Genomic DNA, 22,458 nt, shown 5'->3' with positions numbered 1-22,458 from the left:
AACGCGCGCCGGTCGGTCGGACCGCCGGCTCACACCACCTTAGAGTAGCGCACCGTTTCGCTGTCGAGACGCAGATAGCGGTCGAACACCATGCAGACCGCGCGCACCAGCAGGCGCCCCCGCGGCGTGATGGCGATCCAGTCCGGCTCGATGGTCAGCAGACCGGCCGCTTCGAGCTCCGCCAGCTCGTCCAGCTCCGCCGAAAAGTACTTCTTGAAATCGATGGCGTACGCGCTTTCTATCGCTTCGATCGACAACTCGAAATGGCACATCAGCGCACCGATCACGGCGCTGCGCACGCTGTCGTCGGCGGTCATGTTCAGGCCGCGCATGACCGGCAGTTCGCCGTCGTCGATGGCCTGGGTCCAGCTTTCTATCGTCCGGTGGTTCTGCGCGAAGCTCGCGCCGACGCGGGAGATGGCCGACACGCCCAGACCGAGCAGGTCGCAGCCGGCGTGCGTCGAATAGCCCTGGAAGTTGCGCTGCAGGCGGCCGTGCCGCTGCGCCTGCGCCAGTTCGTCGTCCGGGCGGGCGAAATGGTCCATGCCCACATGCACATAGCCCGCCTCGTGCAGCCGGTCGATCGCCAGACGCAGCAATTGCGGCCGCACTTCCGGGCCAGGCAGCATGGCTTCGTCGATCCGCCGCTGCGGCATGAACTGCTTGGGCAGGTGGGCGTAGTGGTAGATCGCCACGCGGTCCGGCGCCAGCCGGATCAGTGTCGCCAACGTCGCGTCGAAACTGTCCAGCGTCTGGCCCGGCAGGCCGTAGATCAGATCCACGCCGGTCGATACGAAACCGTTCTCGCGCGCCGCCTTCAGCACGATCTCGGTTTCTTCGACGCTCTGGATGCGGTTGACCGCGCGCTGCACGACCGGATCGAAATCCTGCACGCCGACGCTGATGCGGTTGAAACCGAGCGAACCCAGGTGTGCAATGCGGGCCGCGGTGACGCCGCGCGGATCGAGCTCGATCGAGCACTGGGCGCTGTCGGACACACGGAAGTGCGTGCGCAGACCCTCGATCAGCCGCGTCATCTGTGCGTCGTTTAGGAAGGTGGGCGTACCGCCCCCGAGGTGCAACTGGGCGATCTCGCGGCTGCCCTTGACCAGCGACGCCTTCATCGCCATTTCACGCAGCAGCGTGTCGAGATAGGCGTCGGCACGCGCGTGATCCTTGGTGATGATCTTGTTGCAGGCGCAGTAGTAGCAAATCGTGTCGCAGAACGGGATATGGACGTAGATCGACAGCGGACCGGCGCTCGCCGTGCGCGCCGCAAGGCGTGCGGCATGGGCGCGCGCGTCGTGCGAGAAATTGAAGCGATCGGCGGTGGGGTATGAGGTGTAGCGCGGCCCCGGTACGTCGAAACGACGCATCAGCTGCGGGTCGAACACCAGTTCCTTTGCGACATTCATGATTTATTGGCACACTTTGCGGTATGTTCATCATGCAAGCACGGCCGTCACCGTGCATTGATCGCAATCAATGAACAGCGTATCGATACCGATCACCACGCAGGGGCTGCAAGTCGCCTGCTCTGCCTGCAACCTGCGCGAACTGTGCATGCCGGTCGGCCTGTCCGACGACGAGCTGGAACGCGTCAACACGCTGATCGGTGCCCGCCGCAAGGTACCGCGCGGCATGCCGCTCTATCTGTCGGGCGAATCCTTCCAGTCGCTGTACGCCATACGCACCGGTTTCTTCAAGACCGAAGTGATCTCGGAAGATGGCCGCGAACAGGTGACCGGCTTCCAGATGGCGGGCGAACTGATGGGGCTGGACGGCATCGGTTCCGGCCAGCACAACTGTGACGCGCGTGCGCTGGAGGACAGCGAGGTGTGCGTCATCCCGTTCAATCGTCTGTCCGAACTGTCGCGCGAGATCGACACGCTGCAGCACCACTTCCACAAGGTGATGAGCCGCGAAATCGTGCGCGACCAGGCGGTGATGATGCTGCTCGGCACCATGCGTGCCGAAGAGCGTCTGGCCGCCTTCCTGGTGAACCTGTCGCAGCGCTTCGCTTCGCGTGGCTATTCGGCGACCGAATTCAACCTGCGCATGACGCGCGAGGAAATCGGCTCCTATCTGGGTCTGAAGCTGGAAACGGTCAGCCGCGGCCTGTCACGGCTGCAGGACGAAGGTCTGCTGTCGGTCAGCAACAAGAACATCCGCATCCACAAGCTGGACGACCTGAAGCGGGCGATGAGTCCGCGCTGCTGAGCAGGCCGGCGACACGCCGAGGCATCATCGCGACCAGAGGTCGCTCCCACACAAAGCGCGCCCGACCTGTCGCCGAGCCCGGTGATTCCTGTGGGAGCGAGCTTGCTCGCGACAGCGGCCTGAATCGAAGCCCGCATCCCGCAGAAGCCGCATCGCGACCAGAGGTCGCTCCCACACAAGACACTCCGACCTGACGCAGCGACTACGGTGTCCGGACGCCCCGCGCAAACGCGTCCATCACCATATCCGCCGCATCGTCGCGCAGGCAGTCGATGCGCTGGTCGATCTGCATCGAACGCAGCCAGGTGATCTGCCGCTTCGCCAGCTGACGCGTCGCGTAGATGCCGGTGTCGCGCATGGTCAACGCATCGACTTCGCCTTCCAGGTAGTGCCACACCTGCCGGTAGCCGACGCAGCGCATCGACGGTATGCCGGCGTCCAGCCGGTACTTCGTGCGCAGCCTGCGCAGTTCGTTGACCAGGCCCTGTTCCAGCATCTGGTCGAAACGCTGTTCGATGCGCCGGTGCAGCCAGGCACGGTCCGACGGTTCGAGCGACAGCACGGTCATCGGCGGCAGCGGCGCGTCGTCCTCTCGTCGGGCGTAACTTTCGGCCAGCGGCCGGCCGGTCAGCGTGACGATTTCGAGTGCGCGCTGGATGCGCTGCGCGTCGGTCGGCTTAAGACGGGCGGCGGCGTCGGGATCGAGCCGGGCAAGTTCGGCGTGCAGTGCCGGCCAGCCCTGCTCCGCCGCGCGCGCGTCGATGTCGGCGCGCAGGCTCGCGTCGGCTTCCGGCAGATCGGACAGCCCCTCGCGCAGCGCCTTGATGTAGAGCATGGTGCCGCCGGCCAGCAGCGGGATGCGGCCGCGCGCGCGAACGTCATTGATAAGGCGACGCGCATCGGCCGCGAAACGCGCCGCGGAATACGCCTCTTCCGGCGACACGATGTCGATCAGGTGGTGCGGGCATAGCGCCTGTTCCTCGGCGGAGGGCTTGGCGGTGCCGATGTCCATGTCGCGGAACACCAGCGCCGAATCGACGCTGATCAGTTCGATCGGCAGCGCGCGCGCGATGCGGGCGACCGCCGCGGTCTTGCCGCTGGCGGTCGGGCCGAGCAGCACCAGTACGGGCGCACTCATCGGCCGCGCATGAACAGGCGGTCCAGTTCCGCCATGCTGAGCTGGACCCAGGTCGGCCGGCCGTGGTTGCACTGGTCGGCGCGTTCGCAGGCTTCCATGTCGCGCAGCAGCGCGTTCATTTCCGGCAGCGAAAGCAGCCGGTTGGCACGTACCGCGCCGTGGCAGGCCATGGTGGCCAGCAGTTCGTTGCGCCGGCGCTCCACCACCTGGCTGGCCGGCGCCTCGCGCAGTTCCTCCAGCAGTGCCCGCAGCAGCGCACCGGTGTCGGCACGCGCCAGCAGCGCCGGCACCGCGCGCACCATCAGTTCGTTCGGGCCGGCCTGACCGATGTCGAAGCCCAACCTCTCCAGCACGTCGGCGTACTCGAAGGCGGTCGCCACCTCGCGCGTGCTCATCGACAGTACGGCCGGAATCAGCAGCCGCTGCACCGCCGGCGCGCCTTCGAGCACCTTCTTCAGCTGTTCGTACAGGATGCGCTCGTGCGCGGCGTGCATGTCCACCAGCACCAGGCCGGCACTGTTCTGCGCAAGCACGTACACGCCCTGCAGCTGGGCCAGTGCAAAGCCGAGCGGCGGCGCGTCGTTCTGCTGCGCCGGCAGGTCGGGGCGCAGCACCGGCGCCGCTGACGCGGCGACCGGTGCGTCCTGGCGGACGAAGTCGAAGTAGCGCGCCAGCGGCTGTTCGACATTCATGCCCTGCTGCAGGGACGGCCATTGCGGGCGCTCCGGCAACGGCTCGAACGGCGACGACGGCGCGACGGCTGCGGCCACCTGTGTCAACGGCGCCAGCGCGCGCTCGACCGCATGGAAGACGAACTGATGCACACCACGCGAATCGCGGAAGCGCACTTCGGTCTTGGCCGGGTGCACGTTCACGTCAACTGCGCGCGGATCGAGTTCGATGAACACCACATAAGCCGGGTGCCGCGCGCCATGCAGCACGTCGGCGTAGGCCTCGCGCAGCGCGTGCGCGAGCAGGCGGTCGCGCACGAAGCGGCCATTGACGAAGCAATACTGTGCGTCGCGCCCGGAGCGCGAGAAGGCTGGCTGGGCCGCGTAGCCGCTGACGCGGATCTGGCCGGCGTCGGCCTCGACCGGGCGCGCGTGCTGCATGAATTCATCGCCAAGCAGCGCGCGCACGCGGCTCGCCATGTCGCCGGCCGGCAGGCGCTGCATCAGTCGGCCGTTGTGCATCAACTGGAAGGCGACCTGCGGCACCGATAGCGCGATGCGGCCGAACACGTCGTCACAGTGGCCGTACTCGGTCTGTTCGGTGCGCAGGAATTTCCGCCGCGCCGGGGTGTTGTAGTAAAGGTCGGCGACATCGACCACGGTGCCGGCGTCGAGCGCGGCCGGCTCCGGCGAACCGCCGTTGTCGATACGCCAGGCGTGCGCGCTGCCGGCTTCGCGGCTGGTGATGGTCACACGCGCAACGCTGGCGATCGACGCCAGCGCTTCGCCGCGAAAGCCCATGGTGGCCACTGCTTCCAGATCGTCGAGCGAGGCGATCTTCGACGTCGCGTGGCGGGCGAGCGCAAGGGGCAGGTCCTCCGGCGGCATTCCGCAGCCGTCGTCAGCCACCCGCAGCCGCTTGACGCCACCCGCTTCGAGCTGCACGCGGATATCGCGACTGCCGGCGTCCAGGCTGTTTTCCAGCAGTTCCTTCAGCACCGATGCCGGCCGTTCGACCACCTCGCCGGCGGCAATCTGGCTGATCAGCAGGTCGGGCAACAGGTGAATCGAGGGCATGGCGGTGCGCAGAAGGTGTTCGGTGCGCGATTTTACGGGCCGCAACATGCATCCGCTATCATCGCCGTTCGATTTCAGCCGGCAACACCATGGAACTGCTCACCATCTTCGTCAACATCATGCTGCACCTGGACAAGCATCTCGCCGCTCTGGTGCTCCAGTACGGCGCCTGGGTCTACGCCATCTTGTTCGTCATCGTGTTCTGCGAGACCGGTCTGGTGGTGACGCCCTTCCTGCCCGGCGACTCGCTGCTGTTCGTGGCCGGCGCAATCGCCGCGGCAGGCGGCATGCACATCGGACTGCTCATCGTGCTGCTGGTGATTGCCGCGGTGCTGGGCGACGCGGTGAACTACGCGGTCGGCGCCTGGTTCGGGCCCAAGGTGTTCCGCTGGGAGAATTCGCGCTTCTTCAACCGCTCGGCCTTCGACCGCACACACGCCTTCTACGAGACGCACGGCGGCAAGACGGTCATCATCGCGCGCTTCATGCCGCTGATCCGCACCTTCGCGCCCTTCGTGGCCGGCGTGGCGCGGATGAGCTACGCCCGCTTCGCGATGTTCAACGTGACCGGCGCATTGCTGTGGGTGGTGTCGCTGACGCTGGCCGGTTACTGGTTCGGCAACCTGCCCTGGGTGAAGCAGAACCTGACGCTGGTCATCCTGGCCATCATCGCGATATCACTTGCGCCAGTGGCAGTGGCCTGGGTGAAGTCGAAAGTGTCCGGCGCGTCGAATCAGGCAGCCTGATCCGCGGCCAGCAGGCCTCGAGCGCAATGCAGTAGCGCTCAGCGCCGGCCACGATGACGACGACGCCGGCACGTTGCACGTCGGCCAGCAGGTGTTCGGCCCGCACGCTGGCCATGCGCTGGTCGGTACGGCCGAAAACCGTGTCGGCGCCTTGGCCGAGGTGCAGATAGAGCAGCGCCGAATGTTCGCGCGCCTGCTGCAGCGACGGGCGCCACTGTTCCGAAGTGATCGGCTCGTCGTTGGCCGCTTCCAGTTCGACCCGCATCAGAGGCTGGTCGCGCAGCCGCGCCAGCGCCATCGCCAGCGCGTCGCACTGCACGTCCTGACCACCGCAGATCAGAACACCGCCGTGACCGGCGCGCGCCAGCGTGCGCAGCAGCCGGCCGAAACGGCGGCTGCCTGCCTTCACACCGGGTGCGCGCACCCTTTCCAGCGGTTCCATCTTCATGGCGGTTTCGGCTCTTTCGGGGCCCTTCGCGGGTGGCTTTCCGCAACTGCGGCGATCCGCCACGAATGGCCCGGGTTGTCGTACGCTGTCGGTCATGAACGCTATGACAGCCTGCAAGCCGATTGTGCGCGCCCTGTGTTGCGCCGCGATAGCCAACTTGGTCACGGGCTGTTCGGGCGCTGGTCAGAAACCCGCGCCAGTGGCCGATTCCATGCATCCTAAACAGATTGTTAAAAGTGACATCGACCGGGTGCTGGAAGCGCATCACAGGGAAATATTCGCCAGCCTGGAGCGTCTGGCCGACAAGTTGTACAAGCGCAATCCGCGCGAGTGGCGACGCGCCGGACTGGACAGCCGCGAAGCGGCGATGGCCCGGCTGTTCGCCGCGCAGCACGACTGGCGACTGCCGGAGTTCGACAACCGTCGCGGCATCGACGTGATGCGACTGGCCTTTGCGCCGGATTTCGCCGGCGACCGGGTGGCCGCGCTCATCATCGGCATGGGTGGCATGATCCAGACCGCGTGGGCCGACCGCAGCGAACTGTTCATCATGGACGAACTCGATCCGCAGGCGCTGTCGAACTGCGCGCGCAATATCGAAATCGCCGCCTGGAAGCTGGCGCAGTCGCGCGACGAACTTGGCGCCCCGCTCCTCCTGTCGAACGAGATCGGCGTCAACGGCATGCGCAATCTCAGTTTCGAGCGGGAGATGGGCAAGATGATCGGCTGGCTGGACATGAGTGCGCAGATCGTCGCCGACAAGAATCGCCGCGTCGTCACGCGCATCCTGCAGTCGCTGGCAACCGCCGTCTTCCTGCCGGTGAGGTAGTGCCGACAGCGGCTGGGCGATAATCCGGCCTTCACACCCGACCTTCGCCTCCGTCACCGAAATCGAATGAAATCCGTCGTCATCCTGATCTCCGGGCGCGGCAGCAATATGCGCTCCATCGTCGAAGCGGGCCTGGCCGCCAATGTGCGCGCCGTCATCAGCAATCGCCCGGACGCCGGTGGCCTCGCCTACGCACGTGAGCACGGCATCGCCACCGCGGTGGTCAACCATACGCAACACCCGGATCGCACCGCCTTCGACCGCGCACTGGCGCAGGAAATCGACCGCCACGCGCCGGACCTCGTGGTGCTGGCCGGCTTCATGCGCATCCTGACGCCCGGTTTCGTCGAGCACTACGCCGGTCGCATGATCAATATCCACCCCTCGCTGCTGCCGGCCTTCACCGGCCTGCACACGCACCGCCGCGCGATCGAGGCCGGTTGTCGCATCGCCGGCGTGACCGTGCATTTCGTGACCGGCGAACTGGACGGCGGCCCCATCATCGCCCAGACCGCAGTACCCGTGCTCGCCGGCGACGACGAGGCGACGCTGGCCGCGCGCGTGCTGGCGCAGGAACACCTGCTCTATCCGCGCGTGGTGCGCTGGTTCCTCGAAGACAGGCTGACGCTGCAGCACGGTCGCGCCGTGCTGCGCGACGAAGCGACGCCGGCCGCCGGCGCGCTGACCGCTCCGGGTGCGGATGACTGAGCCGCTGACCCGCTCGCGCCTGGCCCTCGCGCTGCTCGTTTCGCTGCTGCTGCACCTGTTGCTGGCAAGCGGGCTGAGCAGCTTCGATCACCGCGCCGGACCGGACGAGTCGCTGCTGATCCGCGCCGCCCTGGTGCCGGCACCGCTGCCGCCGCCACCGCCGGTGCCGGCGCCCTCACCCGAGCCCGCGCCGCCTCCGCCGAAGCCCGCGCCCAAGCCGCCCCGTGAGCCACGCGCGCCGGCGCCAGCACCATCCGAGACGCCGTCCGTCGGGCAGGCCGACGTCCCACCGCAGGTCGGCAACACTGAAGACGCGGAGTCCGACGGACCGCGAACGCCGGATGAACCCGAGCGCGATGAGAACGACGAGCCCGGGCGCGATACGGCCGTTGACGACACGCAGGAGGTGTCACCGCAACAGGCCCTGGTCGGCGAAGCCAGGCTGGAATTCGAGGTCTACCGCGGCGACAGCCTGCGCATCGGCGAAACCCGCTATCACTGGGTACATGACGGCACGCGCTACCGAATGGACACGGTGACCGAAACCACCGGCCTGGCCGGCCTGCTCAAACCGCTGCGCATCGAACAGTACAGCGAGGGCGACGTCGGCGCCGACGGTCTGCAGCCGCGTCGCTTCGTACAGGATTCGAAACAGGCCAAACCGCCGGACGAGCAGGTCGATTTCGACTGGACGGCCAGTCAGGTTATGCTGCGCAGCGGTTCGAAGACGACAACGCATGCGCTGACGCCGGGTTCGCAGGACATGGCGAGCCTGTGGCTGGAAATCATCTGGCGCGCGCAGCGGGGCGGCGAGTTCGACTTCAACGTCGCGACCGGCCGCCGCTACACGCCGCGCTGGTTCGTGCCGGACGACGCGCCGACCGGACTCGATACCGCGCTGGGGCGCCTGCTGGTCAAGCGCCTGCAGGTGCGCGCCCAGCCCGGAGACAACCAGATCGAGGTGTGGCTGGCGCCCGACCTGCGCTGGCTGCCGGTGCGCATCCGTTTCACCGACCGCAAGGGCGACGTGTACGACCAGCGCGTGCGCCGCATCGAGTACGAGAACCGCAGCCTCGTCGCCGCGCCGGCCACCGCCGCACCCGGCACGGCGCCACCGGCGTCCGACCAACGCCAGACCGATTCAGACATTCCCATATTCCTGCGATGAAACCGAACGAGAAACTGATAGACGCCACCGCCGACGTACTGACCCGGCTGCTGCGCTTCGAACACCCGGCCGACGGCGTGCTGTCCGCCTACTTCCGCGAGCAGCGCGCGCTGCAGTCGCGCGATCGCGCCTTCATCGCCGAACACGCCTATCTGGTGCTGCGCCGCCTGCGCTGGCTGCGCGCCATCGCCGGCGAACACGCGGGCGCGCGCAAGCTGCTGATCGCCGCGATGGCGCGCATCGAAGGCCTCGGCCTCAAGCAGCTCGCGCCGCTCGTGTCGCGCAACGAGGCGCAGTGGCTGGAAACGCTGGCACCGAGCAAGGCGGAAGAGCTGTCGCTGGGCGAGCGCACCGACCTGCCGGACTGGGTGATCGAGCGGCTGTCGGCACAGATGGACGAAGCGGCGCTGCTGTCGTTGGCGCGCGCGCTGAACCAGCAGGCACCGCTGGATCTGCGCATCAACCTGATGAAGTCCGACCGCGAGGCGGTGATGGCGACGCTGGCCAACAACGGCATCGTCGCCGAGCCCGGCCGCTGGTCGCCGTGGGCGCTGCGCCTGAACGAACGGCCGTCGCTGTCGAAGAACCCGCTGTACGAGAAGGGCATCATCGAGGTGCAGGACGAGGGCAGCCAGTTGCTGGCCCTGCTGCTGGCACCGAAGCGCGGCGAGATGGTGGTCGATTTCTGCGCCGGCGCTGGCGGCAAGACACTGGCCATCGGCGCCATGATGCGCTCGACCGGCCGCCTGTACGCCTTCGACGTGTCGGAGAAACGGCTGCTCAAGATGCGTCCGCGCGTGGCGCGCTCCGGGCTGTCCAACGTACACCCGGTGCTCATAGACAGCGAGTCCGACATCAAGGTGAAGCGGCTGGCCGGCAAGATCGATCGCGTGCTGGTCGATGCCCCCTGTTCCGGCCTCGGCACGCTGCGCCGCAACCCGGATCTGAAGTGGCGCCAGACGCCGCAGGCGGTCACCGAACTGATCGCCAAGCAGCGCGCCATCCTCGCCGGCGCGTCGCGACTGGTGAAGCCGGGCGGCCGACTGGTCTACGCGACCTGCAGCCTGCTCGACGAGGAGAACCGCGGCGTGGTCAACGACTTCCTGTCGTCCCACCACGATTTCGTCCGCGTGCCGGTGAACGCGCTGCTCGCCGCCGCCCGCATCGAACTCGACACCGGAATCGATCTCGAACTGCGGCCCGACGCACACGGCACCGATGGCTTCTACGCGGCGGTGCTGGAGCGCCGCGGCGCCGACGACAAGAAGGAGGACAAGAGTGAGGAGTGATCTGCGCGGCGCGCTGTTCGCCGCAACGATGCTGGCAGCGATGCCGCTCAGCGCCGGTCGCACGCTGCCGGCCGAAGGCAAGGTCGAGGTTGCGTTCGCCCCTTGGGACGACGTCGAACGGCTGGTAATGGACCAGATCGACGGCGCCCGTCAGGCGGTCTATGTGCAGGCCTACACGCTGACCAGCCGCAACATCGTCAAGACCCTGATCGCCGCCGCCGAGCGCGGCGTCAAGGTCGAGGTGGTGGCCGACCGCGACAAGGTACTGAAGGACGAGCGCAGCGCGCTGCCGCGCGCCGCCGGCAACGGCGTGAAGGTGTGGCTGGACGGCGACCACGCGGCCGCCCACAGCAAGGTGATGATCATCGACCCGGACGGCAAGGAACCGGTGGTGGTCACCGGCTCCTACAACTTCAGCTACTCGGCGAAGAGCGAGAACGCCGAGAACGTGATGGTGCTGAGCGGCCATCGCGCGCTGGCGCAGACCTATCTGGAGAACTGGAAACGCCATCGCGCGAAATCGATGAGTTTCGCCGACGCGGTGGTGCAGACCCAGGCGAAGGACGCGGCAGCTCAATGACGGAAATTTCGTTCGACGCGCTGATGCACATGCTGTCGCTGAACAGCACGCGCATCGAGCTTGCCGTGGTGGCGGTCTGTCTGGCGCTGGCCGGCCTCATCACTCGCCTGCTCATCCGGCGCCAGCGCCGGCAGGCGGGCGTTGAAACGCTCGGCGCCACCGCCCGCCTCGGGCTTGAAGGTCTGCAGCGCCTGCTGTTCCCGCTCGTGGGCATCGCCCTGCTGTCGATTGCCCGCCTCGTGGTCGAACTGCTGCAGCAACCGCCGGTGCTGATGCGCCTGGTCATCGCCATGCTGGTGGCGATGGGCGTCATCCGTCTGGTCGTCTACGGGCTGCGCCAGGTGTTCTCTCCGGCCGGCTGGCTCAGCACCTTCGAGCTGCTGATCGGCCTCACCATCTGGTCGGCCTGGGTGCTGCACGCACTCGACATCCTGCCGGAAGTGATCGAATGGCTGGACAGCCAGCAGGTCGCGCTCGGCAAGCAGAAGCTGTCGCTGTGGGCACTGATGCAGGGCGGCGCCTGGGTGCTGGTGACGCTGATCGCCGCCGTCTGGCTCTCCGGCTCGGTCGAACGCAAGCTGATGCGGGCGCCGCTGGACAGCAATCTGCGCATCGTGCTGGCGCGCCTGTCGAAGGTGGCGCTGATGTTTCTGGCGCTGATGATCACGCTGCCGCTGGTCGGTATCGACCTGACCGCGCTGTCGGTGTTCGGCGGCGCGCTCGGCGTCGGCCTCGGTTTCGGCCTGCAGAAGATCATGGCCAATTACGTGTCGGGCTTCATCATCCTGCTCGACCGCTCGATCCGCATCGGCGACCTCATTTCGGTCGGCACTGATCGTGGACAGGTGCAGCAGATCACCACCCGCTATACGGTGCTGCGTAGCCCGTCGGGCGTTCAGTCCATCGTGCCGAACGAAACACTGGTCAGTTCGGTCGTACAGAACGAGGGACTGTCGGACCGCGAGGTACGCGTGGCGATATCGGTCCAGGTCGGCTACGCCGACGACGTCGAGCGGGCGCTGGTCATCCTGGAAGAATGCGCCCGCGCGCACGAGCGCGTGCTGTCCGAACCGGTGCCGCGCGCTTTCCTGCATTCCTTCGGCGATTCCGGCATCAATCTGGAACTGGGCGTATGGATCACCGACCCGGAGAACGGCACGCTGGGTATCCGTTCGGCGGTCCAGCTCGAGATCCTTCGTCGATTCCGCGCCGAGGGGATTGAAATACCGTTCCCGCAGCGCGAGATAAGAATACTGGGGGATGCCGGCAATGTTGCATTGTGTGACGCAAAGGCTTGACGCTGCGCAAATTGACCGCTAGCCACTCTCGCGTAGAATCCGCATCTTCAAATCGTGTATCAAGGGAAATCCTGAATGTTGAATGGTCTTATCGACCTGCCCTGGTGGGGCTATATCGTCGTTGCGCTGGTGTTCACTCACATCACCATCGCGTCGGTGACGATTTTCCTGCACCGCCACCAGGCACACCGTGCGCTTGAGCTGCACGCCATTCCGAGCCACTTCTTCCGCTTCTGGCTGTGGCTGACGACCGGCATGGTCACCAAGGAATGGGCAGCCATCCACCGCAAGCACCACGCCAAGTGCGAGACGCCCGAAGATCCGCACAGCCCGCAGGTCCTCGGCATCAAGAAGGTGCTGTTCGAAGGTGCCGAGCTGTACCGCGCCGAAGCGAAGAACAAGGAAACCATGAGCCGCTACGGTCATGGCACGCCGGATGACTGGCTGGAGCGCAATCTGTACACCGGCCGTTCGGCGCTGGGCATCAAGCTGATGCTGGTGATCAACGTGCTGCTGTTCGGCCCGCTCGGCCTGACGATCTGGGCCGTGCAGATGGCCTGGATCCCGATCTGGGCGGCCGGCGTCGTCAATGGCCTGGGCCACTACATCGGCTACCGCAACTACGACTGCAACGACGCGGCGACCAATCTGGTGCCCTGGGGCATCATCATCGGCGGCGAGGAACTGCACAACAACCACCACTCGTTCGCGACCTCGGCCAAGCTGTCGTCGAAGTGGTACGAGTTCGACATCGGCTGGATGTACATCCGCATCCTCGAAATCCTCGGTCTGGCCAAGGCCAAGAAGACCATTCCGCAGCCGCGCTTCGAGGCGCGCAACGTGGTTGATACGCAGACGCTGGAAGCCATCATCACGCATCGCTACGACGTGATGACCCGCTACATGAAGTCGCTGCGCTCGATCTACGCCGAGGAAGTCGAAAAGCTGCGCGCGTCGAACGCCGCGCTGGCCGACGGCGAGCGCTACCAGCGCTTCAAGCGCTGGCTGAACCGTAGCGAGAACGCGCAGCCGACCAGCGACGACGCCGAAATGGCTTCGATGCTGTCGCACAGCAGCCGTCTGGAAACGGTACACACGATGCGCCAGGAGCTGACCGCACTGTGGGCCCGTTCCACCGCATCGAGCGAGCAGCTGCTGAAGCAGTTGCAGGACTGGTGCGCTCGCGCCGAAGCCAGCGGCATCAAGCAACTGCAGGACTTCTCGATGCGTCTCAAGTCTTACGCGATCTGATACGCATTCGCTGCACCCATGAAGCCGGAAGTGCGTCGCACTTCCGGCTTTTTACTTGGATCAAACCAAATGGGCGGCTTACCCTCAAAATAGTGTTCGGTTAGCCGATAGAATTTGCAGGAGCCATGCAGTGGAGCACGGCCGGACACCGTGGCGGTGCCGGCCAATAACAACGAGAAGGAGTCAAGGATGTTTCGCCACGTACTCGTACCGATCGATGGTTCGGATCTTTCCAAGGCCGCAGTCAAGCATGCCGTCTGCTTCGCCAAGGACGTGAAGGGTCGCGTCACTTTCCTGTACGTGATGAAGGACTATCACGTATCGGCGCTGCACAGCGAGCAGGACGAGGAGAACATCGACCCGATTGCACCGAACGACTTCACCGACGCGATGCGCACCCACGCCGACCGCATCCTGCAGTCGGCACGCGCCGAAGCGGAAGCCGATGGTGTCCAGGTCAACAGCATTGCCGTGACCCATGACGAGCCGCACAAGGCCATCATCGAGGTGGCGCTGAAGCGCAACGCCGACGTGATCTTCATGGCGTCGCACAGCCGCCGGGGTCTGGCCAACCTGCTGCTGGGCAGCGTGACGCAGAAGGTGCTGTCGAATTCGAAGATTCCGGTGCTGGTCTATCGCTGAGCGACGCGACCACGACCGGCGGAAAAGGACGGGGATGCCGGCGACGGCATCCCCGTTTTCATTTGCGGCCGACGCAGCGGTCGGCGCAGGCGGGCATCTTCTCGGCCATCCACGACGAAATGAGGCTGGACGCGCCAGCCACACACCAGAAGCCGAAGAAGCCGATGGTGTAGGTCGCCAGCGGCGAAAAGTGCACCGGCTCTCCGAGCAGATACAGCTCGCGCGGATTGATCAGACTGAAGAAGACGGTTTCCGCGACCGCGGCGACCAGAAAGGACGGCCAGGACACCAGTGCGAACAGGCGCCCGAAACGTCCAGGCACGCGCCGCGTCTCGACCTCCTCGATCTCGATTTCAGTGGCCACCGCTCGCCTCCACCGTCAGCGACTGCTGGACGCGCCAGGTGCGCGCCTCGTCCTCGATCACCAGCTTCCAGTGGGTCGGCTGCAGGGCACGCACGACACCGCCGAAATGCCCGTCTCGCCCATCGAACAGCAGTTCGCGGTCGAGTTCGCTGCGCGTGGGATGCGCCAGCAACACGCGCAGGCGCGCCGGCATCGTCGTCGCATCGGCCATGCGCAGAACCAGCTCGAAGCGGGTGTCGTCGGCGCCGGCCGGCGTCGCCGACACGGTCAGTTCGACCCCGAGCTCGGTCGCCTTGCGCTCGCGCTCTATCGTGCGATTGATCGTCAGGCCCTGCTTGTAGTAATCGTCGGCGACCAGTGCGGTATTGCCGGTCGCCGCCAGCCAGGTGGTGATCACGCCTGCAATGATGACGGTGACCGGCCCGGCCGCAAGTATCCACGGCCAGCGGTGGCGGTACCACGGCAATTGCATCGATGCGTCGTTGTTCATGCGGCTTACCTCGGCTGCAGGAAGGACGTCTTCTCATGCACGCGGACATCCGGTGCATCGACGGCCTGCAGGTTGAAATAGATTTCGTGGGAACCCGGCTGCAGGGCTTCGGCATCGACCTGCACCCGTGCGGCGATGTCGCGCGAGCCGGCCGCCTCGACCTCGATCTCGCGCAGATCGGCGATGGCGGCACCCGGCAGGCCTTCGACCTCGAGCACGTAGCGCCGTGCGATCTCCGAGGTGTTCATGATGCGCAGCCGATAGACGTTCTCGATCTTGCCGCCCTCGACCTCGCGCGCCAGTGTGGCGCGGTCGCGCAGCACGTTCATCTTGACCGGCGTACGGGTGAATAGTGCCCAGGCGAAACCCGTCACGATGAAAGCCAGAAGACTGGTGTAGAGGATGACGCGCGGACGCAGGATGTGCGCCATCACCTCGCGCCAGCCCTCGTGAGCCGGCTTCTTCGCCAGCAAGGTGCGTTCGGTGGTGTAGGCGATCAGGCCGCGCGGGCGACCGACCTTGTCCATCACCTGATCACAGGCGTCGATACAGAGCGCACAGCCGATGCACTCGTACTGCAGGCCGTTACGGATGTCGATGCCGGTCGGACAGACCTGCACGCACCAGTCGCAATCGACGCAGTCGCCGACCACCTGCCCCTCGCGTGCCTTCTTCTTGTTGCCGCGCGGCTCGCCGCGATTGGCGTCGTAGCTGACGATCAGGGTGTCGGGATCGAACATGACGCCCTGGAAGCGGGCATACGGGCACATATACTTGCACACCTGCTCGCGCATGTGACCCGCGAACACGTAGGTGAAGGCGGCGTAGAAAAACATCCAGAACGCCTCCCACGGACCGAGCGACCAGGCGGCGATCTCGGACGCGAGTTCGCGTATCGGCGTGAAGTAACCGACGAAGGTGAAACCGGTCCACAGGGCCAGCGCTCCCCAGGCACCGAACTTCGCGGCACGCAGACCGAGCTTGCGCGCGCTCATCGGCGCTGCGTCGAGCTTCATGCGCGCCGAGCGGTCGCCTTCGATGTGCCGCTCTATCCACATGAAGATTTCGGTGTACACCGACTGCGGACAGGCGTAGCCACACCACACGCGCCCGGCCACCGCGGTGACCAGGAACAGTCCGAGCGCGCTGATGATCAGCAGCAGCGCGAGGAAAAGCACGTCCTGCGGCCACAGGACGAGCCCGAAGATGTAGAACTTGCGCTCGACCAGATGGAAGAGCACGGCCTGTCTGTCATTCCAGGGCAGCCAGGCCAGGCCGTAGAACACCAACTGCGTGATCCACACCATGGCCCAGCGCACAGTGTTGAAGCGCCCCTTGATGCTGCGCGGCTGGATCTTCTTGCGCGCCGCGTACAGATCTCCCTCGTCCGACGACACATCGGTGATCGGAATCACCCGTGCCGCCCGCTTTGCTTCGGTACCAGACGTACTGTCGCCGGGTGAGGGATTGGACGCCATTTACTTCGCTCCACCCGCGTTGTTCGACAGGCCCCAGACGTAGGCGGCAACGAGGTGGATCTTCTTGTCGCCAAGCAGATCGCCGTGTGCCGGCATGTGACCGTTGCGACCCTTGGCCACCGACTGCAGCACGATCGCTTCGGTACTGCCGTACAGCCAGATGCCGTCGGTCAGGTTGGGCGCGCCCACCATCTGGTTGCCCTTGCCGTCCGCGCCATGGCAGGCCGCGCAGTTCGCACCGAACACCGCCTTGCCGCGCTGCACGCGCACGCCATCGGCCGCCAGCCCGGACAGCGAACGCACGTAATGCACCACGTCGCGCTGCTGCTCGCCGTCGAGGATGGCGCCGAAGGCCGGCATCGCACCGTTGCGGCCATTGACCAGCGTGGCCTTGATCGCCTCGGGCTCGCCGCCGTACAGCCAGTCGGCGTCGGTCAGGTTGGGGAAGCCGCGCGAACCGCGTGCGTCGGTACCGTGGCACTGGGCGCAGTTGTTCAGGTAGAGACGTTCGCCCATGGCGCGTGCTTCGGGATCAGCCGCCACTTCCTTCACGTCGAGGCCGGCGTAGCGCTCGAACAGCGGCGCCACCTTGGCTTCGGCTTCCTTCACTTCCTTGTCGTAGGCGCCGGTGGACGACCACGCAAGCTTGCCGCCGAAGTTGCCCAGGCCAGGGTAAGCGGCCAGATAGACGATGGCGAACACGATGGTGATCCAGAACAGCCACACCCACCAGCGCGGCAGCGGGTTGTTCCACTCGGCCAGCGTTTCGTCCCACTGATGACCGTGCAGTTCGACCTGCCCCTTCGGACGGGCGCCACGGTTGGACAGGATGATGAAGGCACAGAACGCGATACTGGCGACGACGAGCACCACCACGTACATGTTCCAGAAGTCGTTGATGAAGTCGCTCACTTTTGTTCTCCGGTTTCGGTGTGCGCGCGATCGTCGTCGGCGAAGGGCAGCATCGCTGCCTCGTTGTGGGCGCGCTGCGCGCCCGGACGCCAGGCCATGATCACGATGGCGACGAAGCAGGCGAAGCCCGCGACGGTAACTGCCGAGCGCAGTGCGTTGATGTCGAGTTCCATGACGGGCTCCTTCAGTTCACACGCTTGATCGCGGTGCCCAGGCCTTGCAGGTAGGCGATCAGGGCATCCATCTCGGTCTTGCCCTTCAGCTCTGCCGCCGCACCCTTCATCTGCTCCTCGGTGTAGGGCGTGCCGACCACGGTCAGCGCTCGCATGCGCTGCTCGATGGTGCTGGCATCGACCGGCCGGTCGAGCCAGGGGAAGCCCGGCATGTTCGACTCCGGCACGACGTCGCGCGGATTGATCAGGTGAACGCGGTGCCACTCGTCGGAGTAGCGGCCACCGACGCGCGCCAGATCCGGACCGGTGCGCTTGGAGCCCCACTGGAACGGACGGTCATAGACGAACTCGCCGGCGACCGAGTAGTGACCGTAGCGCTCGGTTTCGGCGCGGAACGGACGGATCATCTGCGAGTGGCAGTTGTAGCAGCCTTCGCGCACATAGATGTCGCGACCGGCCAGTCGCAGCGGGCTGTACGGCTCGACGCCCTTGACCGGTTCGGTGGTCGAGTGCTGGAAGAACAGCGGAACGATTTCGACCAGACCGCCGATGGCGATGGTGATCACCGTCAGGATCGCCAGCAGGCCGACGTTGCGTTCGATTGCTTCGTGTTTGGATGCAGCCATGATTTCTTTCTCCAGTGATCAGGCGTGCGCGGCAGCAGGCGCCACCACCGGTGCGTTGTACGGCTTCTGGCCGGCGATGGTCTTCCACACGTTCCAGGCCATGACGAACATGCCGGACAGGAAGAGCGCGCCACCGAGGAAGCGGATGAACCAGAACGGATAGCTGGCCTTGACGCTTTCGACGAAGGTGTAGGTGAGCGTGCCGTCGTCGTTGATCGCGCGCCACATCAGGCCCTGCATCACACCGGCGATCCACATCGAGGCGATGTAGAGCACGACGCCGAGGGTGGACATCCAGAAGTGGATGCTGATGGCCGGCACCGAGTACATCTTCTCCTGGCCGAACAGGCGCGGGATCAGGTAGTAGATCGAACCGATCGAGATCATCGCCACCCAGCCCAGCGCGCCCGAATGCACGTGGCCTACGGTCCAGTCGGTGTAGTGCGACAGCGCATTGACCGTCTTGATCGACATCATCGGGCCTTCGAAGGTCAACATGCCGTAGAAGGACAGCGAGGTGATCAGGAACTTCAGGATCGGATCGGTGCGGAGCTTATGCCAGGCGCCCGACAGGGTCATGATGCCGTTGATCATGCCGCCCCAGCTTGGAGCCAGCAGGATGAGCGAGAACACCATGCCCAGCGACTGCGTCCAGTCCGGCAGCGCGGTGTAGTGCAGGTGGTGCGGACCCGCCCACATGTAGGTGAAGATCAGCGCCCAGAAGTGCACCACCGACAGGCGGTAGGAATACACCGGACGTTCCGCCTGCTTCGGCACGAAGTAATACATCATCCCGAGGAAGCCGGCGGTCAGGAAGAAGCCGACCGCGTTGTGGCCGTACCACCACTGCACCATGGCGTCCTGCACGCCGGCGTAGGCCGAGTAGGACTTCCAGAAGCCGGCCGGGATGGCGGCGCTGTTGACCAGGTGCAGTACCGCGACGGTCAGGATGAAGGCGCCGTAGAACCAGTTCGCGACATAGATGTGCGAGGTGCGGCGCTTGGCGATGGTGCCGAAGAACACGACGGCGTAGGCCACCCAGACCAGGGTGATCAGCACGTCGATCGGCCACTCGAGCTCGGCGTACTCCTTGCCCGAGGTGTAGCCCAGCGGCAGCGTGATGGCGGCGGCAACGATGACGATCTGCCAGCCCCAGAACACGAACTCCGCCAGCCACGGCGCGAACAGCCGTGTGTGGCAGGTGCGCTGGACGACGAAGAACGAAGTCGCCATCAGCGCACAGCCGCCGAAGGCGAAGATGACTGCGTTGGTATGTAGCGGCCGCAGTCGGCCGAAGTGGAACCACTCGCCGACGTTCAGTTGCGGCCAGACCAGCTGGGCGGCAATGACCACGCCGACCAGCATGCCCACGATGCCCCACACCACCGTCATCAGTGCGAACTGCCGCACCACCCGGTAGTCGTAGGTGCCGTGAACGGACCCCATTGCTTCTGTTTTCATTTTTGCCTGCTCCCACATTGAAATTGCACCGCCACGCCCGCATGGGCGCACGCACGCATGATCCGGTCCGAAGGTTATGTGCTCGCCTGCTACCGGGTCTTGACCCACGTCAAGCGGCCTATCGTTTCACCGTCTTTCACCGTTACCGCGCGCGCACCGATGCCGGCCGCATTTTCCCGCGCAAAATGATATTGCACCCTGATCGAATTACGAGCGGAAATTCGATCAAATCAATTTACGGAATGAATTTCCGCGCTTATCATTCGATTTCCTCAACCCATGGAGACAACGCAATGTCCGGTCAGAGCTACGACGAATTGATGGCAAAAATCGCGGAACTGCAGCAACAGGCAGAAGCAGTGCGCCGGGCGGAGCTCGAAGCAGTCATTTCGGACGTGCGTGCCAAAATCAAGAAATACAATCTGTCGGCCTCCGATGTCGGCCTTGCCGGCGGTGCAGCACGTCGCTCGGGTCGTCCCGCTGCTGCAACCAAGGTGAAGATCGCGCCCGGCAAATATCGCAATCCGGCCACCGGAGAAATCAAGGAAATTGGTGCTGCCGGCCGCAAGCCGGGTTGGCTTGCAGCGATGAGCGCCGACGAACTTGCTGCCGCCCGCGTGTCCTGATCTCGATTCGGTCGCGTACAAAAAAGGCACCGCAAGGTGCCTTTTTCATTCATTGCTTCCGCGCCGCCGCGGCCTCTTCCTTGAGCGCCCTGCGCAATATCTTTCCTACATTCGTCTTCGGCAGTTCGCTGCGGAATTCAACGTGGCGCGGAATCTTGTATGCGGTGAGCTGGGTCCGGCAGTGGGCGATCACCGCGTCGGCGGTCAGCGTCGCGTCCCTGCTGACGACGAACACCTTCACCACCTCGCCCGAATGCTCGTCCGGCAGCCCGATCGCGCAGCACTCCAGCACGCCGGCACAGGCGGCGACGACGTCCTCGACCTCATTCGGATAGACGTTGAAGCCGGACACCAGAATCATGTCCTTCTTGCGGTTGACGATGCGCACGAAACCGGCCTCGTCAACCGTGGCGACATCGCCGGTGCGCAGGAATCCATCGGCCGTCATCACCTGGGCGGTTTCCGCCGGACGACGGTAGTAACCCTTCATCACCTGCGGTCCGCGCACGCACAATTCTCCGGTTTCACCCGGCGGCACCTCCCGCCCCTCGTCGTCACGTATCGATATTTCAGTAGATGGGACAGGCAGCCCGATCGCGCCGTTGAATTCCTTCTGATCCGGCGGATTGATGCACACTGCCGGCGAGGTTTCGGTCAGGCCGTAGGCTTCGATCAAGGGCTGACCGGTGATTTTCTTCCAGCGTTCGGCGACCGCACGCTGCACTGCCATGCCGCCGCCCAACGAAACGCGCAATCCGGAAAAATCGAGCTGAGCAAAATCCGGATTGTTCAGCAGCGCATTGAACAGCGTATTGACACCGGTAATTACGGTGAAGCGATATTTCTGAAGTTCCTTGACGAAACCCGGAATGTCACGCGGATTGGTGATCAGTATGTTGGTCGCACCGAGCTTCAGAAATACCAGGCAATTCGCGGTCAGCGCAAAGATGTGATACAGCGGCAACGCGGTGATGACGATCTGCGGCCCGCTCACGAAGGGCCGTATCCAGGCATCAGCCTGCATCATGTTGGACACGATGTTGCGATGGGTGAGCATGGCGCCCTTGGCCACACCGGTCGTACCGCCCGTGTATTGCAGGAAGGCGATGTCTTCGTGCACGACATTGACCGGATTCAGCGTGTGCCCCAACCCCAGCTTGATCGCCTCGTTGAAGCGGACCGCCGACGGCAGGTCGAACGACGGCACCATCTTCTTCACGTGGCGCACGACCAGATTGACGATCCAGCCCTTGGGCGCTGGCAGCAGATCGCCCAGCGCGGTGACGACGACGTGGCGCACCGACGTGCGCTCGATCACGCGCTGCAGCGTCAACGCGAAGTTTTCCAGCACGACGATGACTTCCGCACCGCTGTCGTTGAGCTGGTGTTCGAGCTCTCGCGGCGTATACAGCGGATTGCAGTTCACCACCGTGTAGCCGGCACGCAGCGCGCCGAACATCGCCACCGGGTACTGCAGCACATTGGGCATCATGATCGCGACGCGCGACCCCGGCGCGAGGCCGAGCACCGACTGCAGGTAGGCCGCGAAGGCGGCACTGAGGCGGTCAAGTTCTGCGTAGCTGATCGCCTTGCCCATGCAGACATAGGCATCGCGCTCCGCGAACTCCCGGCAGCTGCGCTCGAACACCTCGCCGACCGACATGAACTCCGACGGATCGATCTCGGCCGGAACACCCTTGGGGTAGCTTTTGAGCCACACCTTCTCCATTACCGCCTCCTCGCGTCATCGTGCCGCTGCCGTGCGAAGGTGGCAGCGTGCTGCATGATCGTGCGGCCGGGCATCAACCCGACATGTCTTCCATCGGCCAGTCGCGAATATAGCTCTTGAGCATGCGGTTCTCGAAACTCTGCTCCTCCAGCATCGCGCGTGCGACATCGTGGAAAGACAGCACGCCCATCAACGTATCGCCTTCCATGATGGGCAGATAGCGACAGCGGTGTTCGAGCATCAGCCGGCGCAGTTCGTCAACTTCCATGTCCGGGTGAGCGGTCACCGGATCGCGATGCATGACGGCGGATACGGTCAGCGACTGCCAGTCGCCGCCGGACGCCCGCACCGAGCGCAGCACTTCGCGGAAGGTGAGCATACCGACCATGCGGCCATGCTCCATCACCACCAGCGAACCGACATCGAGGTCGGTCATCGTGACGACTGCGTTACCCAGCGTCTGTTGCGGCGCCACCGTGTAGAGCACGGTGCCCTTGATGCGCAGGATTTCATGTACTTGCATGGTTGCCACTC

24 protein-coding genes are annotated in these 22,458 nt (G+C 65.1%); 11 read left to right on the top strand and 13 right to left on the bottom strand.

Annotation, left to right across the window (positions count from 1 at the left end):
- Positions 1-29: 29 nt before the first annotated feature.
- Positions 30-1,415, bottom strand: a complete 1,386-nt coding sequence (hemN, locus tag ACQ66H_RS05075) for an oxygen-independent coproporphyrinogen III oxidase (RefSeq protein WP_304004140.1) — start codon at positions 1,413-1,415, stop codon at positions 30-32.
- Positions 1,416-1,485: 70 nt separating this feature from the next.
- Here hemN and fnr point away from each other — a divergent pair, with 70 nt between their 5' ends.
- A complete protein-coding gene (gene fnr / locus ACQ66H_RS05070) occupies positions 1,486-2,220 on the top strand; it encodes a fumarate/nitrate reduction transcriptional regulator Fnr (protein ID WP_430433074.1) in 735 nt (244 codons plus the stop codon).
- A gap of 202 nt (positions 2,221-2,422) precedes the next feature.
- Here fnr and miaA read toward each other — a convergent pair whose 3' ends face one another.
- Together miaA and mutL are read right to left on the bottom strand one after the other, a co-directional pair.
- Entirely contained in the window at positions 2,423-3,358 is a 936-nt protein-coding gene (miaA, locus tag ACQ66H_RS05065) for a tRNA (adenosine(37)-N6)-dimethylallyltransferase MiaA (RefSeq protein ID WP_430433072.1), read from the bottom strand.
- A complete protein-coding gene (gene mutL, locus ACQ66H_RS05060; protein WP_430435595.1) occupies positions 3,355-5,106 on the bottom strand; it encodes a DNA mismatch repair endonuclease MutL in 1,752 nt (583 codons plus the stop codon). The genes miaA and mutL overlap by 4 nt, the downstream gene beginning before the upstream one ends.
- 89 nt (positions 5,107-5,195) lie before the next feature.
- On the opposite strand from mutL, the gene ACQ66H_RS05055 reads away from it, so the two are divergent.
- Positions 5,196-5,852: a DedA family protein gene (locus tag ACQ66H_RS05055; protein ID WP_430433071.1), complete on the top strand. Its 657-nt coding sequence runs from the start codon at positions 5,196-5,198 to the stop codon at positions 5,850-5,852.
- Here ACQ66H_RS05055 and ACQ66H_RS05050 read toward each other — a convergent pair.
- Positions 5,773-6,300: a hypothetical protein gene (locus ACQ66H_RS05050; protein WP_304004133.1), complete on the bottom strand. Its 528-nt coding sequence runs from the start codon at positions 6,298-6,300 to the stop codon at positions 5,773-5,775. The two genes, ACQ66H_RS05055 and ACQ66H_RS05050, sit on opposite strands and share 80 nt — an antisense overlap.
- 211 nt (positions 6,301-6,511) lie before the next feature.
- On the opposite strand from ACQ66H_RS05050, the gene ACQ66H_RS05045 reads away from it, so the two are divergent.
- The 8 genes from ACQ66H_RS05045 to ACQ66H_RS05010 all read left to right on the top strand — a co-directional run bounded on the left by ACQ66H_RS05045 (position 6,512) and on the right by ACQ66H_RS05010 (position 14,065).
- A complete protein-coding gene (locus ACQ66H_RS05045; RefSeq protein ID WP_430433070.1) occupies positions 6,512-7,129 on the top strand; it encodes a hypothetical protein in 618 nt (205 codons plus the stop codon).
- A 66-nt stretch (positions 7,130-7,195) separates the two neighbouring features.
- Positions 7,196-7,837, top strand: a complete 642-nt coding sequence (gene purN, locus ACQ66H_RS05040; protein ID WP_430433068.1) for a phosphoribosylglycinamide formyltransferase — start codon at positions 7,196-7,198, stop codon at positions 7,835-7,837.
- Positions 7,830-9,005, top strand: a complete 1,176-nt coding sequence (locus tag ACQ66H_RS05035; protein ID WP_430433067.1) for a DUF3108 domain-containing protein — start codon at positions 7,830-7,832, stop codon at positions 9,003-9,005. The genes purN and ACQ66H_RS05035 overlap by 8 nt, the downstream gene beginning before the upstream one ends.
- Positions 9,002-10,294: an RsmB/NOP family class I SAM-dependent RNA methyltransferase gene (locus ACQ66H_RS05030; protein ID WP_430433066.1), complete on the top strand. Its 1,293-nt coding sequence runs from the start codon at positions 9,002-9,004 to the stop codon at positions 10,292-10,294. Before ACQ66H_RS05035 ends, ACQ66H_RS05030 begins: the two co-directional genes overlap by 4 nt.
- On the top strand, positions 10,284-10,874 hold the full coding sequence (locus tag ACQ66H_RS05025) for a phospholipase D family protein (RefSeq protein ID WP_020163668.1): 591 nt from the start codon (positions 10,284-10,286) through the stop codon (positions 10,872-10,874). The genes ACQ66H_RS05030 and ACQ66H_RS05025 overlap by 11 nt, the downstream gene beginning before the upstream one ends.
- On the top strand, positions 10,871-12,172 hold the full coding sequence (locus ACQ66H_RS05020; RefSeq protein WP_430433065.1) for a mechanosensitive ion channel family protein: 1,302 nt from the start codon (positions 10,871-10,873) through the stop codon (positions 12,170-12,172). The genes ACQ66H_RS05025 and ACQ66H_RS05020 overlap by 4 nt, the downstream gene beginning before the upstream one ends.
- 75 nt (positions 12,173-12,247) lie before the next feature.
- On the top strand, positions 12,248-13,423 hold the full coding sequence (locus ACQ66H_RS05015) for a DesA family fatty acid desaturase (RefSeq protein ID WP_020163666.1): 1,176 nt from the start codon (positions 12,248-12,250) through the stop codon (positions 13,421-13,423).
- A 189-nt stretch (positions 13,424-13,612) separates the two neighbouring features.
- Positions 13,613-14,065 (top strand): universal stress protein, encoded by a 453-nt coding sequence (locus tag ACQ66H_RS05010; protein ID WP_430433064.1) that lies wholly within the window; start codon positions 13,613-13,615, stop codon positions 14,063-14,065.
- Positions 14,066-14,123: 58 nt separating this feature from the next.
- Here ACQ66H_RS05010 and ACQ66H_RS05005 read toward each other — a convergent pair whose 3' ends face one another.
- The 7 genes from ACQ66H_RS05005 to ccoN all read right to left on the bottom strand — a co-directional run bounded on the left by ACQ66H_RS05005 (position 14,124) and on the right by ccoN (position 19,554).
- A complete protein-coding gene (locus ACQ66H_RS05005) occupies positions 14,124-14,429 on the bottom strand; it encodes a hypothetical protein (RefSeq protein ID WP_019919358.1) in 306 nt (101 codons plus the stop codon).
- On the bottom strand, positions 14,419-14,919 hold the full coding sequence (locus ACQ66H_RS05000) for a FixH family protein (protein WP_430433063.1): 501 nt from the start codon (positions 14,917-14,919) through the stop codon (positions 14,419-14,421). Before ACQ66H_RS05000 ends, ACQ66H_RS05005 begins: the two co-directional genes overlap by 11 nt.
- Positions 14,920-14,924: 5 nt before the next feature.
- Entirely contained in the window at positions 14,925-16,334 is a 1,410-nt protein-coding gene (gene ccoG, locus ACQ66H_RS04995) for a cytochrome c oxidase accessory protein CcoG (protein ID WP_430435594.1), read from the bottom strand.
- Between the two features lie 63 nt (positions 16,335-16,397).
- Positions 16,398-17,309: a cytochrome-c oxidase, cbb3-type subunit III gene (ccoP, locus tag ACQ66H_RS04990; RefSeq protein WP_430433062.1), complete on the bottom strand. Its 912-nt coding sequence runs from the start codon at positions 17,307-17,309 to the stop codon at positions 16,398-16,400.
- Positions 17,306-17,482 (bottom strand): cbb3-type cytochrome oxidase subunit 3, encoded by a 177-nt coding sequence (locus ACQ66H_RS04985; RefSeq protein ID WP_020163661.1) that lies wholly within the window; start codon positions 17,480-17,482, stop codon positions 17,306-17,308. Before ACQ66H_RS04985 ends, ccoP begins: the two co-directional genes overlap by 4 nt.
- 11 nt (positions 17,483-17,493) lie before the next feature.
- On the bottom strand, positions 17,494-18,108 hold the full coding sequence (ccoO, locus tag ACQ66H_RS04980; protein WP_304004112.1) for a cytochrome-c oxidase, cbb3-type subunit II: 615 nt from the start codon (positions 18,106-18,108) through the stop codon (positions 17,494-17,496).
- 18 nt (positions 18,109-18,126) lie between these two features.
- Positions 18,127-19,554, bottom strand: a complete 1,428-nt coding sequence (gene ccoN / locus ACQ66H_RS04975) for a cytochrome-c oxidase, cbb3-type subunit I (protein WP_430435593.1) — start codon at positions 19,552-19,554, stop codon at positions 18,127-18,129.
- A 56-nt stretch (positions 19,555-19,610) separates the two neighbouring features.
- Between ccoN and ACQ66H_RS04970 the strand changes: the two genes are divergently transcribed.
- Positions 19,611-20,195 (top strand): H-NS histone family protein, encoded by a 585-nt coding sequence (locus tag ACQ66H_RS04970; protein ID WP_430433061.1) that lies wholly within the window; start codon positions 19,611-19,613, stop codon positions 20,193-20,195.
- A gap of 49 nt (positions 20,196-20,244) precedes the next feature.
- Here ACQ66H_RS04970 and ACQ66H_RS04965 read toward each other — a convergent pair whose 3' ends face one another.
- On the bottom strand, positions 20,245-21,924 hold the full coding sequence (locus ACQ66H_RS04965; RefSeq protein WP_430433060.1) for a long-chain-fatty-acid--CoA ligase: 1,680 nt from the start codon (positions 21,922-21,924) through the stop codon (positions 20,245-20,247).
- 73 nt (positions 21,925-21,997) lie between these two features.
- Positions 21,998-22,447: a CBS domain-containing protein gene (locus tag ACQ66H_RS04960; RefSeq protein WP_024300604.1), complete on the bottom strand. Its 450-nt coding sequence runs from the start codon at positions 22,445-22,447 to the stop codon at positions 21,998-22,000.
- Between the last annotated feature and the right edge of the window lie 11 nt (positions 22,448-22,458).

It is taken from the genome of Methyloversatilis sp. (assembly GCF_965284615.1).
In the GTDB taxonomy this organism is placed as follows: domain Bacteria; phylum Pseudomonadota; class Gammaproteobacteria; order Burkholderiales; family Rhodocyclaceae; genus Methyloversatilis.
This window is presented reverse-complemented; position numbering and strand designations above follow the sequence as displayed.

What these genes read in the sequence shown, in the direction of transcription:
- hemN (WP_304004140.1), bottom strand. Translation starts at nt 1,415, where the DNA reads ATGAATGTCGCAAAGGAACTGGTGTTCGACCCGCAGCTGATGCGTCGT.
- fnr (WP_430433074.1), top strand. Translation starts at nt 1,486, where the DNA reads ATGAACAGCGTATCGATACCGATCACCACGCAGGGGCTGCAAGTCGCC.
- miaA (WP_430433072.1), bottom strand. Translation starts at nt 3,358, where the DNA reads ATGAGTGCGCCCGTACTGGTGCTGCTCGGCCCGACCGCCAGCGGCAAG.
- mutL (WP_430435595.1), bottom strand. Translation starts at nt 5,106, where the DNA reads ATGCCCTCGATTCACCTGTTGCCCGACCTGCTGATCAGCCAGATTGCC.
- ACQ66H_RS05055 (WP_430433071.1), top strand. Translation starts at nt 5,196, where the DNA reads ATGGAACTGCTCACCATCTTCGTCAACATCATGCTGCACCTGGACAAG.
- ACQ66H_RS05050 (WP_304004133.1), bottom strand. Translation starts at nt 6,300, where the DNA reads ATGAAGATGGAACCGCTGGAAAGGGTGCGCGCACCCGGTGTGAAGGCA.
- ACQ66H_RS05045 (WP_430433070.1), top strand. Translation starts at nt 6,512, where the DNA reads ATGCATCCTAAACAGATTGTTAAAAGTGACATCGACCGGGTGCTGGAA.
- purN (WP_430433068.1), top strand. Translation starts at nt 7,196, where the DNA reads ATGAAATCCGTCGTCATCCTGATCTCCGGGCGCGGCAGCAATATGCGC.
- ACQ66H_RS05035 (WP_430433067.1), top strand. Translation starts at nt 7,830, where the DNA reads ATGACTGAGCCGCTGACCCGCTCGCGCCTGGCCCTCGCGCTGCTCGTT.
- ACQ66H_RS05030 (WP_430433066.1), top strand. Translation starts at nt 9,002, where the DNA reads ATGAAACCGAACGAGAAACTGATAGACGCCACCGCCGACGTACTGACC.
- ACQ66H_RS05020 (WP_430433065.1), top strand. Translation starts at nt 10,871, where the DNA reads ATGACGGAAATTTCGTTCGACGCGCTGATGCACATGCTGTCGCTGAAC.
- ACQ66H_RS05015 (WP_020163666.1), top strand. Translation starts at nt 12,248, where the DNA reads ATGTTGAATGGTCTTATCGACCTGCCCTGGTGGGGCTATATCGTCGTT.
- ACQ66H_RS05010 (WP_430433064.1), top strand. Translation starts at nt 13,613, where the DNA reads ATGTTTCGCCACGTACTCGTACCGATCGATGGTTCGGATCTTTCCAAG.
- ACQ66H_RS05000 (WP_430433063.1), bottom strand. Translation starts at nt 14,919, where the DNA reads ATGAACAACGACGCATCGATGCAATTGCCGTGGTACCGCCACCGCTGG.
- ACQ66H_RS04985 (WP_020163661.1), bottom strand. Translation starts at nt 17,482, where the DNA reads ATGGAACTCGACATCAACGCACTGCGCTCGGCAGTTACCGTCGCGGGC.
- ccoO (WP_304004112.1), bottom strand. Translation starts at nt 18,108, where the DNA reads ATGGCTGCATCCAAACACGAAGCAATCGAACGCAACGTCGGCCTGCTG.
- ccoN (WP_430435593.1), bottom strand. Translation starts at nt 19,554, where the DNA reads ATGGGGTCCGTTCACGGCACCTACGACTACCGGGTGGTGCGGCAGTTC.
- ACQ66H_RS04970 (WP_430433061.1), top strand. Translation starts at nt 19,611, where the DNA reads ATGGGCGCACGCACGCATGATCCGGTCCGAAGGTTATGTGCTCGCCTG.
- ACQ66H_RS04965 (WP_430433060.1), bottom strand. Translation starts at nt 21,924, where the DNA reads ATGGAGAAGGTGTGGCTCAAAAGCTACCCCAAGGGTGTTCCGGCCGAG.
- ACQ66H_RS04960 (WP_024300604.1), bottom strand. Translation starts at nt 22,447, where the DNA reads ATGCAAGTACATGAAATCCTGCGCATCAAGGGCACCGTGCTCTACACG.